Annotated in this window: 9 protein-coding genes and 2 pseudogenes; 4 read left to right on the top strand and 7 right to left on the bottom strand. The window is 57.7% G+C overall.

The window, feature by feature from the left end; genetic code table 11:
- Positions 1-553, bottom strand: a pseudogene (locus B4F73_RS07825) (hypothetical protein); the annotation flags it as partial.
- Positions 554-733: 180 nt separating this feature from the next.
- Here B4F73_RS07825 and B4F73_RS07820 point away from each other — a divergent pair.
- The 4 genes from B4F73_RS07820 to B4F73_RS07805 all read left to right on the top strand — a co-directional run bounded on the left by B4F73_RS07820 (position 734) and on the right by B4F73_RS07805 (position 7,176).
- On the top strand, positions 734-1,381 hold the full coding sequence (locus B4F73_RS07820; protein ID WP_290482937.1) for a PepSY-associated TM helix domain-containing protein: 648 nt from the start codon (positions 734-736) through the stop codon (positions 1,379-1,381).
- 191 nt (positions 1,382-1,572) lie between these two features.
- Positions 1,573-2,313: an ImuA family protein gene (locus tag B4F73_RS07815; protein WP_290479404.1), complete on the top strand. Its 741-nt coding sequence runs from the start codon at positions 1,573-1,575 to the stop codon at positions 2,311-2,313.
- Positions 2,201-3,925: a Y-family DNA polymerase gene (locus B4F73_RS07810; protein ID WP_290482936.1), complete on the top strand. Its 1,725-nt coding sequence runs from the start codon at positions 2,201-2,203 to the stop codon at positions 3,923-3,925. The genes B4F73_RS07815 and B4F73_RS07810 overlap by 113 nt, the downstream gene beginning before the upstream one ends.
- A complete protein-coding gene (locus tag B4F73_RS07805) occupies positions 3,922-7,176 on the top strand; it encodes an error-prone DNA polymerase (RefSeq protein WP_290482935.1) in 3,255 nt (1,084 codons plus the stop codon). Before B4F73_RS07810 ends, B4F73_RS07805 begins: the two co-directional genes overlap by 4 nt.
- An 18-nt stretch (positions 7,177-7,194) precedes the next feature.
- Here the strand turns inward: B4F73_RS07805 and B4F73_RS07800 are convergent, their stop codons facing one another.
- The 6 genes and pseudogenes from B4F73_RS07800 to B4F73_RS07775 all read right to left on the bottom strand — a co-directional run.
- Complete coding sequence (locus tag B4F73_RS07800) at positions 7,195-8,682, bottom strand: PepSY-associated TM helix domain-containing protein (RefSeq protein ID WP_290482934.1); 1,488 nt, start codon at positions 8,680-8,682, stop codon at positions 7,195-7,197.
- 18 nt (positions 8,683-8,700) lie between these two features.
- Positions 8,701-9,282, bottom strand: a complete 582-nt coding sequence (locus B4F73_RS07795; RefSeq protein ID WP_290479400.1) for a hypothetical protein — start codon at positions 9,280-9,282, stop codon at positions 8,701-8,703.
- 12 nt (positions 9,283-9,294) lie between these two features.
- Positions 9,295-11,472, bottom strand: a complete 2,178-nt coding sequence (locus tag B4F73_RS07790) for a TonB-dependent siderophore receptor (RefSeq protein WP_290482933.1) — start codon at positions 11,470-11,472, stop codon at positions 9,295-9,297.
- Positions 11,473-11,663: 191 nt separating this feature from the next.
- A complete protein-coding gene (locus B4F73_RS07785) occupies positions 11,664-12,791 on the bottom strand; it encodes an Sb-PDE family phosphodiesterase (RefSeq protein ID WP_290482932.1) in 1,128 nt (375 codons plus the stop codon).
- A gap of 58 nt (positions 12,792-12,849) precedes the next feature.
- Positions 12,850-14,382, bottom strand: a complete 1,533-nt coding sequence (locus B4F73_RS07780; protein ID WP_290482931.1) for an alkaline phosphatase D family protein — start codon at positions 14,380-14,382, stop codon at positions 12,850-12,852.
- 126 nt (positions 14,383-14,508) lie between these two features.
- Positions 14,509-16,014, bottom strand: a pseudogene (locus B4F73_RS07775) (TonB-dependent receptor); the annotation flags it as partial.

Raw genomic sequence — 16,014 nt, 5'->3', positions numbered from 1 at the left:
GTGACCAGCCCAATGGCACGTCGACATCCGGGGCGCGCCGCGTGTCGCCAAGACGGGTCAGCACCTCCGCAATCTTCGCATCTGCCAGCGCGTCATCCTCTTCTGCGTTCGCCGCCCTCAGCCCGGCCGACATGACCCAAGTCTTCTGACCCTCAAGATCGAATGCCAGCAACGTGTCGTACAAGTTGAATTCAATCAAATCAGAGCGCGGCATGTGTCGCGACTGGAATCGCTCAAGGAAGAGTGGCGCAGCGTCATAGGAAACATAGCCCGCCGCGCCGCCTTGGAACGGGGGACCTTCCGCAATGCGCTGCCGTTCGGTGCTGCGTATCCAGGCCCTTACTTCGTCCGCCCTGTCTGCGAAGCCATCCTCACCGCGTGACAGCTCCTCCGCACGAACCTGCAAAGTCGCGATTGGTGCAATGCAGAGATATGACCAGCGTGATGAAGGGTGATCGGTATCCGCGCTATCGAGCCAGAGGGTTGCCGCATCGCCATAGAAAAGTGTGGCGGCCCGGACGGGATCACATGAGTCTAGAAGAGCGTAGCGCATTCAGATGCCTGGTCAGGAAACGTATACGCCTTGGCTAGACCAACAGGCCCGCAGCAAGTCAATTGCACACACGCATTGAGAATGACTTGCAGACGCATATTCGCGCATGTTAGGAGGCGAAACTCCACCAGACCGCGCCGAACTTCAGACGGCGCATTACAGATAATGAGCCCTGACGGAATGAGCCTCTCCCAGACCGCCCCCGCAAAACGCGCATCCTTGAAAATGTTCATCAAGCGTCAGGTGCGAACCGTTCACTGGATGTCTGGCGCGCTCTGTCTTGTCGGCATGATGCTGTTCGCGGCGACTGGCATTACGCTCAATCATGCCAGCGATCTTACCTCAAAGCCAAAAACCATCGAAGGCGAGAGCATCCTGCCAGGCGAGCTGGTCACGCTACTTGATGAACATGCGAAGACTGGCGCCGAGTCCGTCCTGCCCGCCGAGGTCGCGACCTATCTCAAATCTGAGACGAGCTTTGATACATCAGGCCGCCCGGTCGAATGGACCGATTTTGACGCGTATATCACCCTGCCCCGGCCCGGTGGAGATGCCTGGATCAGCATTGACCGTGAGACCGGCGAAGTCATGTTCGAAAAAACCAGTCGCGGCGCGGTCGCCTATCTCAACGACCTGCACAAGGGCCGAAATACTGGCTTCGCCTGGACATTGTTTCTCGACCTGTTCGCCATTGCAGTTGTCTTGTTCTGTGCGTCAGGGCTCTGGTTGCTGCAGATGCATTCCACGCGCCGCCCCAGCACATGGCCACTTACGATTGCGGGCTTTGCCTTGCCGATCCTGCTGCTTCTTGTTTTCACACATACCTGACGGCCGACACGCGGGCATTTGTCGCCAGCGTCAGCACTGCTCCACAGATCTTTCTGCTACGGCTTGGCCAACCTCGTCCTGAATAATCCATTACAGGACAAGTCCGTCAGAAACCGCCACTGTACCTGTTGAAATCCTTTCTGCTCGACGGAGTCAGTTGACTCAATGTGATAAGAACAAATAATGAACAAATGGCCTCAATCCCATCTTCCCTGAAGGACGCGTTTCATAGCTTCCCGCCTCAGCAGCAGCCGAGCCTGTCTTTTCCACTCGGTCTGGGAGAGGCAGGTGTCCATGAGATCTGCGAGACCTCACACGGGGACTTTCCGGCGATGACCGGCTTTGCGCTCGCGGCACGCACACGTCGCAAGGGCCCTGTTATCTGGATCCGCCAGTCCAGCCTGAAACAGGCCCATGGCGGCCTCCTTCAGGCTGGCTGCCGAGAAGTCGCCCCGGACCTGCCCCCAAGCCTGAACATCACCCCGCGCAAGCCTGCAGAAGCTCTCTGGGCCACCGAAGAAGCCATCCGCTCCGGTGTGGCCTCACTGGTGATTGCAGAATTGGAGGATGCCAGTTTCACCGCCTCGCGCCGTCTCGCACTTGTATCCGGGCGGCATGGCACGCCGGTCATCCTGTTGATGCCCTATACGCGGGACGGCGCCACCGCTGCCAGTGCCCGGTGGCGTCTTTCCCCCCGTCCCTCATCCCCCAACCGTTATGACACGCATGCCCCCGGAGCGCTCCGCTGGAAGGCTGTGCTCGAACGGTCCCGCCAGGCCCCGCACATGGCAGGGCAATCCTTTGATCTGGAGCTTGACGATGAAACGCTATCTTTGCGTGTGGTTTCCGGACTGGCCGCTGACCCGGCTCCGGCGCGCTCGCCGCGGCCTCAGGACCGGATCGGCCCGCCCGGCCTCCGGCAAACCGCCTGATCCCCACCTGCCCTTTGCCCTGCTTGAAAACAGCACCAAGGGTCTGCGCATCGCCGCTGCCAATGACCCTGCCCGTCAGCTTGGCATAACAGAGGGGTTGGTCTTCACCGATGCACGGGCCCGCGTGCCCAACCTTGTTACCGAGGACATGGACCCGGTCGCCGACATCCGTGCCCTGTCCGCACTTGGCGACTGGATGATCCGGTTTACGCCGCTGATCGCGATTGATGGCACTGACGGCCTCATCCTGGAGACCACGGGGTGCGAACACCTCTATGGCGGCGAACTGGCCATGATGGAGACACTATCCGATCTGCTGGAGCGCAATGCCATCCCGCACAGGCTGGGCCTTGCCGGCACGCCGGGCGCAGCCTCCGCTCTGTCCCGTGCTGCGCCGGGCACCTGCCTGAAAGAAGGCGAAGAACAGGCTGGCCTTGCCGAACTTCCCGTCGCAGCCCTGCGCCTGTCGCCTGACACCGAAACCCTGCTGCGCCGCTTCGGCCTCACGCGGATCGGCCAGCTTTACGGCATCGATCGTAAAGCTCTGGGGCGGCGCTTCCAGTCAAGATCCGCCGCCGATGCAGTACTCCTAAGGCTCGACCAGGCCTTGGGCCTGCGCCATGAACCACTGGCGCCCCTGCGTCCCCTGCCGATCCGATCCGCCCGGTTGAACTGTCCGGAACCGATTGCCACCAGCGAAGCCATCGGAATTGGCCTCGAACAACTGGCGCAGGATCTGTGTGAGGCCCTCGGTGCGGCTGGTCTCGGCGCGCGGCACTTTCTGCTCATGGCTTTCAAGTCTGACGGTACACGCGCTGAACTGGAAGTGAAGACCGCCCGCCCTGCGCGTGAGCCGAAACACATTCTCCGCCTGTTTCGTGAACGGATCGATTCGATTGACCCCGGCTTTGGTATCGACCTGCTTTTGCTCGAAGCCCATCGCACGGACAAGATGGAGACCAGCCCCATGGCGCTGTCGGGCGACCTCGCCTCGACGGACATGAACACTGCCGCCCTGTCCGCGCTGGCCGACCGGATCATGGCCCGGCTGGGCGAACACACCGTAAGCCTTGTCCAACCACGAGAGAGTCATGTGCCGGAACGCGCCGAACGGCAAGTGCAGTTCATCGGCGATGTCCCGGTCCTCGCCACCCACAGCACGGCTGCCGGACCGCGCCCCATTCGCCTCCTGTCCTCACCGGAACGCATCACAGTCATGGCCGAAGTGCCGGACGGCCCGCCGCTGCGCTTCATCTGGCGTCGCGTGCCGCGTACAGTGACGCGGGCCGACGGACCTGAACGGATCGCTCCGGAATGGTGGACCCATATTGCCGTGCCACAGCCCCCGCCAGCGCTGAGAGGCCAGGCCCGCCAATGGCTCACCCCCAAAATGGACCCGCGTGCCGATGCTGCCCAGATCGCGCATGTGCGCGCAGATCTCGAGGCCATGCTGGATGCCCCATCCGGACCGGTAAAGCTCCTCCCGCGCGCGCGGGACTATTACCGTGTAGAGGACGCGGAGGGGCGGCGTTATTGGCTGTTCCGGGAAGGACTTTATGGCGATGGGCGTGGCGGCGCGCCCGAATGGTATGTACACGGCCTCTTCGCATGACCGACTATGCCGAACTCTCCGTTACGACGAATTTTTCTTTTTTGCACGGTGCCTCACATGCAGAAGAACTCGTCCTGACCGCCAAACAATTGGGGCATGTCGCCATCGGTGTTGCAGACCATAATACGCTTGCCGGTGTCGTGCGCGCCCATATCGCGGCAAAAGAAGCCGGCCTGCCTCTCCTCGTCGGTGCGCGCCTCGTGCCGACGGACGGCCCGGAAGTGATTTGCTATCCAAAGAACCGGACAGCTTATGGGCACCTTTCGTACCTTTTATCGGCCGGTAAATTGCAAGCGGAAAAAGGCGACTGCCTGATCACGCTGGAAAACATTCTTGCCCATGCCGAAGGACAGGTCTTCATTTTCCAGCCGCCGGACAAGTTAGACACGACCTTTGCCGAAGTCCTGGAACGGTTCGCGGCACGCGCGCCAGGCAACGTCTATGTGGCGGCCAGCTATGCCTATCATGGCCGTAATCGGGAACGGATTGCCCGCCTCGCCGATTTTTGCGCCTGGCAGGGTGTGCCGATCGTGGCGACAAATGACGTGCTCTACCATACCCCGGAACGCCGCCCGCTGCAGGACGTGCTCACCTGCATCCGCACGCACTGCACGATAGAGCAAGCAGGCTACCGACTGGAGGCCAATGCTGAACGTCATTTGAAATCACCAGACGAAATGGCTCGACTTTTCAAAGGGTTCGAGCCAGCCTTGCATCGAACCGTCGAGATCGCAGAGCGCTGCAACTTCAGCCTAGATGAGCTTTCCTACGAGTATCCCGACGAACCTGTCCCGGTGGGAAAGACACCGCAGGAACACCTTCATGACCTCACCTGGAAAGGCGCGCAATGGCGCTATCCGGATGGCATTCCAGGCAAAGTCAGCGCCGCCCTCAACAAGGAGCTCGCCCTGATCGAGGAGCTGGATTATGCGCGCTATTTCCTGACCGTGAACGATATCGTGGCTTGGGCACGCGAGCAGGACATCCTATGCCAGGGGCGTGGCTCCGCAGCGAATTCGGCAGTTTGCTATTGTATAGGAATCACCAATGTAGACCCGGCCCTGACCAGCCTCCTGTTCGAACGATTCCTGTCAAAGGAACGCAAAGAGCCACCGGATATCGATGTCGATTTTGAACATGAGCGCCGCGAGGAAGTCATTCAGTATGTCTACAATCGCTATGGCCGACACAAGGCGGCCCTGACCGCCACGGTGATTTCCTATCGACCGCGCTCGGCCGTGCGGGAGGTCTGCAAGGCGCTCGGCCTGACCGAAGATATATCCGCCGCCCTCGCCGGAACGGTCTGGGGTAGTTGGGGCAGCGCCATCAATCCAGATCAGATCCGCCAGGCCGGGCTCGACCCGGCCAATCCAATGATCCGCCGGGCCATTCTGCTCACCCAGCAGCTGATTGGTTTCCCGCGGCACCTGTCACAGCATGTCGGCGGCTTTGTTCTGACGCGCGGACCCTTGGTCGAGACAGTCCCCATCGGCAATGCCGCCATGGACGAGCGCACTTTCATTGAATGGGACAAGGACGATATTAATGCCCTCGGTATCATGAAGGTGGATATTCTGGCCCTCGGCATGCTGACCTGTATCCGGAAGGCATTTGACCTGCTTCAGCTGCACAAGGGGTTGGAGTATACACTCGCCACCATCCCACAGGATGATGAGGCCACGTATGAGATGCTCTGCGAAGGTGACAGCCTCGGTGTATTTCAGGTGGAAAGCCGGGCACAGATGAACATGCTGCCGCGCCTGCGGCCACGTACTTTCTATGACCTTGTAATCGAGGTCGCGATCGTCCGGCCCGGCCCCATTCAGGGTGATATGGTGCATCCCTATCTGCGTCGCCGGAAAGGCCTTGAAACCATAACTTATCCTTCACCGGCACCTGAGCATGGACCGCCAGATGAACTCGAACGCATCCTCAGTCGCACGCTGGGCGTGCCCTTGTTTCAGGAGCAGGCGATGCAGATTGCCATGGATGCTGCAAAGTTCTCAGCCGATGAAGCCAATGGTCTGCGCCGGGCGATGGCCACTTTCCGCAAAATGGGGACGATTGGCAACTATCAGGACATGATGGTCGAGCGTATGATCGCGCGCGGCTATGATGCGACCTTCGCGGCACGATGCTTCGACCAGGTGAAGGGCTTCGGCGAGTATGGATTTCCAGAAAGCCATGCCGCTTCCTTTGCCCACCTTGTTTACGTCTCGAGCTGGCTAAAGCGGCATCATCCGGATGTTTTCTGCGCAGCGCTGCTGAACAGCCAGCCCATGGGCTTCTATGCGCCCGCGCAGATTGTGCGGGATGCCCGCGAGCATGGCGTGGAAATCCGTCCCGTGGATGTGAATCTTTCGGATTGGAACAATACGCTGGAACCAACGGACGGGACATATTGTGCTGTTCGTCTCGGTTTCAGACAGGTGGACGGTCTGCGCGAAGACGAGATGGAAGCGATGATGATTGCCCGGGGCAATGCCTACGACCACCCAGAAGATATTCGCCGACGAGCAAGAGTCAGCCGCCGGTCGCTTGAACTACTCGCCGCAGCAGATGCATTCGGCTCAATGCAGCTTAGCCGGCGCGAGGCCCTATGGAGCGTACGTGGCGAAACCAGCGGCAACACGCTGCCCCTGTTCGCTGCAGCTGATGCGGCAGAACAGGGAGCCGAACAGGTGCCAATACTCCCCCTCATGCCGCGCTCAGAACAAGTCCTGCAGGATTACCAAACGACCCGCCTCTCATTGAAGGACCATCCGGTCTCCTTTCTGAGAGCGGGCTATAACAGGATGGGCGTCGTCTCAACGCAGGAGGCGTGCCATTTGCCAAATGGTGCACGGGTTCAAACGGCAGGTGTCGTACTGGTGCGTCAACGCCCGGGTTCGGCCAGCGGGGTCTGTTTCATCACCATTGAGGACGAGACCGGCATCGCCAATCTGGTTGTCTGGCCGAACGTGTTCGAACGCTTTCGGCCAGTCGTGATGGGTGCGCGTGTCTTGATGGTGAAGGGCCGCGTTCAAACCGCCGACAATGTTACCCACATCGTGGCGAACCAGTTGATAGACCGGACGGGAGACCTTGTTCACCTGTCAGAGGATATTGGAGATGATCCGTTGAAAAGGGTTCTCGACCGCGCCGACGAGGTCACACGCCCAATTCCCGAACGCAAGGGCCCGGCACAACGGACAAGCGGTCAACACCCCCGCAATGTCCGAGTGATCCCGCGAAGCAGGGACTTTCATTGAAGTCAGGCATAGTTTGCCTCAGCCAGCCTGAACAGTCGTCGCTGGCTCTGCACTGAACCGCTTGGACCAAAGCGCCTTCGCAACAAAAGCTCCCCCTGTGGCAAGCAGAGCCACGGAGATGGTCACCATGTAGGCATTGGTCCAATCCATGTCGCCGCGCAGCAGATGAACCAGAGATGCAGAGAGCAAGGCCGCGCCAAAGATTGCACGAAACATCAGGCCCGCCGACGCTGCACTCATCCATGCAGTTGCAACACCTGAAAACACGATTGATCCAAGCCAGAACATCGCGATCAGCCAACCGCCACTGACACCCAGAAGACTAACCGTCAGCGTAATCGGGAACATGGCCATACTGCCCCAGATCCAACCACTCCACATCGCTTCCAGACGCGGTGCCGCACGCCCCTTCTCGCGGCGCTTGAGGAAATAGATGTTCAAGCCGGTGGCAACGACAATACAGAGCATGATGCCCAACAGGAAATAGATCGACTTCATCAGCGCGCCGCCGAAATCACCGAAATGAAGCCGATACATCGACATGGCGATCTGTTGACCAACCGGCCCGTCGGAATTGTGCCCGGTCGCAAGCAACTTGCCATCCGTCGAATAGGTATAGGTTTCCCCATAAATCAGGCGATTGGTCTCGTCGCCATAGATCTCGATGTGCTGACTTTTGGTTCCAGGCTCATGAATGATCACAATGAAAGGGTTTGCCTCAGGTATATCGCGATCGAGATTGATGAGCGCCGTATCCACGCCGGTAATGGGTGCAGGCGTGGCGTCAGCTTCGAGGATTTCACCGCCGAAGATCGCCTCACTAAGCTTCTTCGTGTCGCCACCAAAATTGGTCTGTGCAAAAACGAATGCCACGACACCGAACAGTCCGATCATCGCACCAGTTCCCGCCACAGCAATGAGGAAAGGCGTCGTCCAGACGCTGAGACGATTATGAAGGTCGGCCTGAGCCAGCCGCGCCTGGCCGGTGCGCCGAAATCGGAAAGCATCCCGGAAGATACGCGGATGCGCGAGCAGTCCCGAGACTGCCATAGACACGAGCATGACACCAAATATGGCAACAATGATGATGCCGAGACTGTGCGGCATGGTGAGATAGTAATGGAGTTCAATAAGGAAATCGTTCCAAGGCGCCTCCAGTTGGCGCACGAATTCACCGGACTCATTCAACACGAATATGCCATTGTCCCCACCAGCCACAAACCGGGGCCAGTTTTCCCGCGGAGGATACATGTAGAGATGCGTCGTTTCGGGATCGCGCTTGAGCACTTCTTCGGCAGTCGCTTGCATCACGGATGGAGAAACTTCGTGCACCGTCGGAGTGCCCGCTTGCTCCCACCATTCCAGCTCGTCCTCAAACACGGCAATCGTGCCACTCACACAGATGACAAATAGCAAAGCGCTGATTACCAGCCCCATGACAGAGTGCGCCGACAGGGCGGAATCAACACGTTCACTTGAAGATTTTGGCCAGAGGGATTTTGCCATAGGAAGAGTCTCGACAAGCTAAATGAGAGCGGCGCAGAGCACGGCCGCCAAGGCGACCACCACATAGACGCTGCGACGTAATTTGCGTTTTTCCATGAGCACCAACGTGCTCAATACGGCCCATAGGGATAAGCTGAAGAGGAAGGCCACCACCACGGCATTCGTCGGATTGCCTATTTCCGGTTTGGTAAGGCGCAGGAGCGCCCCTCCAGCATATAGAGAGATCGCACCTGCAGCCGGTCCGGCCAGCAGAAACGTCCATATTCCGGAACCGATGTCGGCTGTCATCTGCAAGGGTGACCGGCGTGCGCGATCAGGTACCTCGCGATTTCGGACAGGCGCTTGCAGGCCGTTGGTTCCGCGCAGCCCCGGCAGAGTGATCGCCCCGGCCACGATCAGCATCAGGAGCGAGGCGACCTGTGCGACACCGCGATCAAAATTGACAACAAACCATACGACAAGACTTGCGGCCACCAGCGCCCATCCGAGCACCAGAAGGACCGGGCGCCCCGGCTTGCGCCACACTGCGAAGAGCAGCGCAAGACCGAATATGCCTCCGACCGAGGCAAGGATCGCCAGGATATAGTCAGCATGGCTCATATAGCGCCCGCCTTAGAATTTGTAGCGCAGGCTGGCTACGACCGTTCGGCGCTGGCCAGGAAAACAATCCCCCCGCGTCAAGCAACCCGTGAGATAGTCTTCGTCGGTCAGATTGCGTGCATTGACCTGAAAATCCCATGTGTCCCACTCGTAACCGACCATCAGGTCGCCTAGCGTATAGTCTGGCGTCACGTAGCGGACGGTTCCGTTCTCGGAAACGGTCTCGCCCACATAACGGATACCTGCGCCTGATTTGAAACCGGACCAACGACCGTCTGGACGCCATGTAGTCCACAAAGACGCCTGCGTTTCCGGTGCAGCCGCCAACTGGAATCCGTTCGGGTCTTCCGCATCGAGCGTGGAAATGGATGCCTGCAGATAGACTTCATCAATCTGAACGTGGCTCTCGAATTCGAAGCCTTTCAGCTTGCCAACGCCTTCCTGTTGCGAGGCGGCACCCGGCAGGGAGTTCGGGTTGGACAAATTGGAGATTTCGATGTCGAAATAGTTGAACGTGATCAATCCCGGTAAGGCTTCAGGTTCATACTTGATACCCACTTCATACTGACGGGCCTCCTGAGGTTTCAGCGGATTGTTGGTGAGCGTATCAGTTCCGACAACGGTCTCGAAGGATTCCGAATAGCTGGCATATGGCGCAAAACCGTTGTCGAATCGATAGAGTACGCCAACGCTGGTCGATATCGCGTCGTCATCCTGGACGGTCGTACCGCTGTCATTCTCGACACTATCGCTGCGCAGGCCCAGCGTGAAACGCCAGTTTTCGTAGGATATCTGGTCGGAAAGATAGATGCCGAAGTCTTCGACGTTCGAAGCGGGTGTGTCACTGTAGATCGCGTCAAATGTCGCCTGGTCTGGATAGTTTCCATAAACCGGGTTCGCCAGATCGAGAACATAACGGAAGTCGCCGGCCAGAACCCCGCCGCCGAAATAGTATGCAGAGTCACTGTCGGTTTCGACGTCTTGATACTGCATCCCGGCGAGGACATGGTGATCGAACTTGCCGGTGGCAAATTCTGCGCGGAGGCGCAAGTCGCCTGCCATCTGGTCGAACGTATTGTCACCTTGATAGAATGTACGGGGCACGGTCGTGTCGGTGAACGTCAGTCCCTGCAGGTCTGCCGCAGCCTGCAAGGCAGGTGTGGCATCGAGAATCTGGTTCAGATAGCGCGGACCGTAGAAGACCGGCCAAGCTTGTTGATAGTCGGCCTCGCCGGACCGCCAAAGCGCCGTGCCCTCCAGCTTGAACACATCATTGATGCGATGTTCACCCAACAAGGTAATTTGCTGTGAGTCCGTATTATAACGGTTGAAACCAGGCTCACCGGCATAGACATTGTTGTTCAGGTAGCCGCCTGAAGAACTGAGCGGATTGAGCGTACCTTCGACCGGAATGAACTGGGCGGCTGCATCGCTATCGGTATCCTGAAGAAGTCCGATCACTGTAAACTTGGTATCTGTCGTCGGCAACCAGCTGAGTGATGGCATGAAAACCGTCGTCGTCTCGTCAACCTGATCAATCTGCGTACCTGTGTCGCGATAGAGGCCAACCAGACGATACAGCAGCTTGCCATCTGAACCTGCGACTGGCCCGGTTACGTCACCTGCAATCTGGTAGTGATCATTGTTTCCCACTTGTGCCGCGATCTCGCCGCCAAAGTCTTCCAACGGCGTTTTCGAAACATAGTTGACGATACCGCCCGGTGACCCCTGACCATAGAGTACCGAAGCTGGACCTTTGAGCACTTCAACTTGCTCAATCGTGTATACGTCGGCACGAGTGGAGTTGTAGCTACCGAAGAGTTCCTGAATGGAGTCACGATAACGCGGTATGCTTAGACCACGGGAGAATGGGAAATCACCGCGGGTTGAGAAGCCATAGGGCTCGGCAGTCACACCCGCCACATAGGTCAGCGTATCGACCAGCCGCAAGGCGCCCTTGTCTATGAACATGTCGGATGTTTCGACGGAGAGCGAGCGTGCCGTCTCGACGATCGGTGTTTCGTTCTTGGTCGCACCAAAAGATCCGGTCGTACCGGTCACGATCACCGTTTCCTGACGGCTCTCTTCGGCCCGGTCCGTGTCCGAAGTCTGCGCCCAGACCGGAGCGGCAGATGCCACACCTATAAGAAGCGCAACAGTACTGACAGCGCTGACCCGCGATACTCGCATCAAATTTACCCCTTGGATTTGCATTTATGAGAATGTGTCTCAGTATTAACTGCCGACTAGGGGAAATGTTATTGCAAGTCAATTGCATCTTGGGGTTTGAAATGAACTTTGCCGTCACGAAGAGGAAAGCGCACATCCCATGGGGATGTGCGCTCTGACAGGAGATAGGAATTTCCGGAACGATCCGAGAGCTATTGAGCGGGAATCGCTGTCACAAGACGTGTCGTCAAGGCTTTGCGAAAGCCAATCTGGGCGTTCAGTACATCAACGGTCAGAACCATCTGACCTTTGCCGGTTTTGGTGCGCACAGCAACCGCCGTCTCCCCATCCCGTTTTACATTCAGCACATCGCCGGTGTTCTGGAACGTTTCCTCTCCCTGATTAAGCAGAGTGAAATTTACCGGGCAAGTATTGACGATTTTCGCGGAGATCACTGTGTAGTCACGCACGGCCGGTTCAGCCTCAAGAGTGAGACAGGCATCAACCACTGCCTTCACATGCTCTTCCCGGCCGAGCAGGTCGTCATAAGACCAGGCCACTGTACGGCCATCAAACAAAGCCCGTTTGAAGGCCGCTTCGCTACGATCCGAAGCCAATACGAGCGTCATCGGGCGATGCCCGCCAGCTCCGGCATTATGGGTCCAATCCACAAGGCCATGGATGTCAGACGTGCCCATTACGGTCAGATTATTGTCTAGGGCAATCTGGAGCGCATGTTCGGAGTGCCCATCCAAAGTTCCATTCACGACCTCGATGCCCTGAAGCAGGCCCTCCGCGATCAGATCCTTGTGATAGTCACTGAGACGCGCAATCCCATCCGACACATGCGGCAACCAATTCGGATGGTTCAAGAACACAAACGCCCCTTGGGCCTTCGCCGCCTTCATGGCCTGCTTTGGTTCTTCAGTCAGAAGCGCGTTCGCATCACTCAGGAAGATGGCGTTGATATGCCCATAGGGCATATCGCGAGTGACCTCCGCGCCATTGATAACCATCAGGTCGAACTCCGAATCTGCCCGTACGCCTTCAGCAATCTCATAAGACCTGTTCCGGTCCGGATGCGGCATGTCGGCCTTGTGTGGCTGATGCTCCAAATGCTCAGTTACCGCCAGAACTTCCAGTCCGTCCAGATGGGCCTCCTTGACCCGAATGGACGGCCAGACTTCGCCGTCTGAAAATACCGAATGAGTGTGCAGGTCGGCGGCCAAAACGACGCTGCCATCTTCCGTGTCAGGAAACTCTACCGCACGCTCATGCGCAACAGCGGTGGAAACATAAAGCGATGTACACGCAGCAATCAGGCTGATCTTTGAAAACATGGGCTTGGTCCTCTTTAGGATAGGCACTTGGCTTGAGTGGTGCCGGGTTCGGGAAACATCAGATGTCTTTGGTTCGAATTTCAATATCGGTGAAAACAGGTGAATTGGCTCGGCCAGCATCCTCGACGACGCGGAACTCTCCATGACAATTGTCGGAGGTAAACGTGGCTCGCAGATAGCCCCGCTGCTGTCCATTCAAGTGGGAAACGTGAGGGTTCGCGCTCCGCATGACCTCCATATCCCGCGCCCAGGGGCACCCGGAGGAAATGGGACCACCCACGAGTTCATGGCCGATGCGCTTCGATGTTGGATCGAAGGGCTTTTCATACAGAGTCGATGCCATGGCGGTGTGCCAATCCCCTGTCAGGAAAACGGGGTTCGACACGTCATTTGCCAAGACGGACGAGAGCCGGTTGCGCGCAGCCGGATAGCCGTCCCAGCTGTCCACATTGGTGACCGGACCGTCAGGCGGCGCATTGTAGCGATAAGGAGTGAACCAGGTTTGCGTTGCGATGACATTGAAAGCGGAGCTGGACTGCTTGAGCTCACGGCTCAGCCAAGCTTCCTGTTCTGCACCCAACATGGTGCGAGCCGGATCTGTCGCATCTGAACAAAGCGGCTTGCGGCCATCGCCGCACGGCTGGTCCGACCGGAACTGACGCGTATCCAGCAAATGTATCTGAGCAGGCCCGAACACGTACTTGTTGTAGAGCTTCAGCGCAGGCCTCATATCTCGCAGAGTGGGCGGCTCTTCGATCGGCATATGCTCATAATAGGCCTTGAAAGCTGCATATTTACGAACCTGGAATTCGAGCTGCGTCTGCTTTTCCGGGTCCTGAGGCGTGTTTGAGGCCCAGTTATTATCGACCTCGTGATCATCCATCGCGACGATCCAGGGCGCAATAGCGTGTGCCGCCTGAAGGTGTGGATCGGAACGGTAGAGCGCATAACGATTTCGATAGTCCCATAAGGTGGTAATTTCGTCGCTATTGTGCTGGCGCACGGTCTCAAACAAACGCCGCTCCCCGCCCCCCACATCGCGCATCCGCGCGCCAAGCGGACTGATGCCGCCCTCATAGATATAATCTCCGGTATGAACGACGCAGTCGGGCACCCATTCCGCAAGATCACGATAGGCCGCGTAGTGACCGGACTCGTAGTGTTGGCAATAGGCCAGCGCGATCCTGGCAGAGTCGTCATCGGGGCTTGATGTTCGTGTCCGCCCGACAGGACTTTCTTCGTCGCCATAATAAAATTGATAGAAATACTCCCGACCCGGCCGCAAGCCTTCGATACGCACATGCACCGAATGTGCCTTGTCTTCGGCTGTGGTGGCGATGCCATCCATCAACGTCTTTCGCATTTCCTCATCAGTGCACACACGATATCGCACTTGCGCCACGCCCGACGGCATACCGCCGCCTTGCAGCGGATTGGGGGCCAGTCGCGTCCACAAAATCACACTGCTGGGCCGGGGCGATCCTGATGCGACGCCCAACGTGAAGTGCTGCTTGCCGTTTTGAGCGTTTGCCAGTTTAGGCACCCAAAGAGCAGCGCCAGAAGACGCCAGAAACAATCGACGAGAAAACATTGAGAGTCCTTCCATCCACACGCGAAGAGGGGTGGCTGCCGACATGTGGGACAGACGCCGGCAGCCTTTAATCATCCAATCGGGGCGAGCCTGCCCCTGTTCACACAGGGTCAGACCATTGGATGACTAGAACGAGTACTCGTACTGGATCCAGAACGAACGCGGTTTGCCGTTCCACCCATACTGGCGGTAGTATGCACTGTCGTTCGGGCCCACTTCTCCGCGCACCACGGCACGGTCCCGGCTATAGCCCGAGCCACCGGAAGCTCGCTCGTAATATTCTTCATCCAGCAAGTTCACGCCGCGAATGAGGAAACGGTGCTGCTTCTCCTCGCCAAGGAAATACTGAACAGATCCATTGAGGACGAAATAGTCACCGAAGTTCAGATCTTCGACTACTCGGTTTCCGTTCTCATCCACCATGCGCGCCAGGCTGGTGCCCGCATATGCCCATTCCGGCCCTTGCAAGCGCGGGTTCAGTGCAAATGTCCAGCGGTCTGTTGGCGTGTAGGTGATGAGGCCGGACAGCGTCCATTCCGGACGTTCTGAAGATTGGCGATACTCCGCGCTTCCAGCCTTCCCCGGCACGACAAAGCCAAGGTCGGTAGTGGAGCCATCCAGGCGCGCCATCGTTCCAAAGACTGGGTTCGGCTCCAGCGACTCCATATCAGTATAGCTGAAGTCTGCCTGCCACTGATCAAAGTCGAAAGCGACGTCAATCGTAAAGCCTTCAATATCCTGCTGACGCAGCGCGTTCACCGCAACTGTTTCGCCAGGATCATTCAGGCCCGCTGCAGCCGTGGCGCAGAATTCGCTCGGCGGAATGATGTTCCGACGGTTCTGTTCAATCGCTGCGGTGTCATTGTTCAGATTGTTGAACAATGGGTTTGCAACATCATTGGCATATTCATAACAGACCGCACCAATAGCCCGGCTGGAGAAAAGATTTTCGATTTCTGTTTCAAAGTACCCGATCTCGACATTGTAGGTTCCGCCAAAAATGTCACCATCGATACCGGCCCCGACGTTAAACGCGCTGACTTCCTGTGGTTCCAGACCAGGGTTGATGTTCGCGCCCGGTCCGAATGCGCCGATTTCGTCGATCTTCGGCAGACTGTACGACGTGCCGCCAGACCCCCGCGCATAGATACCGTATCCTAGGTTCTGACGCAGCCCGACTTTCCAGATCGACTGATCATCGAAATTGTCGTTGAAGTCCTGACGAGCGGCAAATGACCCACTGAAACCATCCAGCATTGGCAGGGAGAGCCTTAGGTCGCCATAGACACCCGTACTCGTGAGCTTGACATCCTTGACGCCGAATGAGTCGTCAGAATTGTCTTTATAGGTAGTATTCTGGAGACCTGCGACGAGTTCGATATACTCATTGACCGTATAAGTGGCCCGTGCATTCAGACCGTAATCGACATAACCAGACTCCCTCTGATCAGTCGTCCCGAAACCTTTCGTCAGACCACCATCGCCGAAGCTGGCGGTAGATTGCACGACATATCCAATGGGTGCGCCGATTGAGAACGGATTCTGGTGCGTGCCGTAAGGCTGGCCGAAGTACGGGCTGTCTGGATCCTGATTGATGTAGAAATTGCTACCGCCATTCAGACGATCATCAGA

The sequence above is a fragment of the Hyphomonas sp. UBA3601 genome, from assembly GCF_002375605.1.
Lineage (GTDB): Bacteria > Pseudomonadota > Alphaproteobacteria > Caulobacterales > Hyphomonadaceae > Hyphomonas.
Note: the sequence above shows the minus strand (reverse complement) of the source record. Positions and strands in the feature narration are given on the sequence as shown.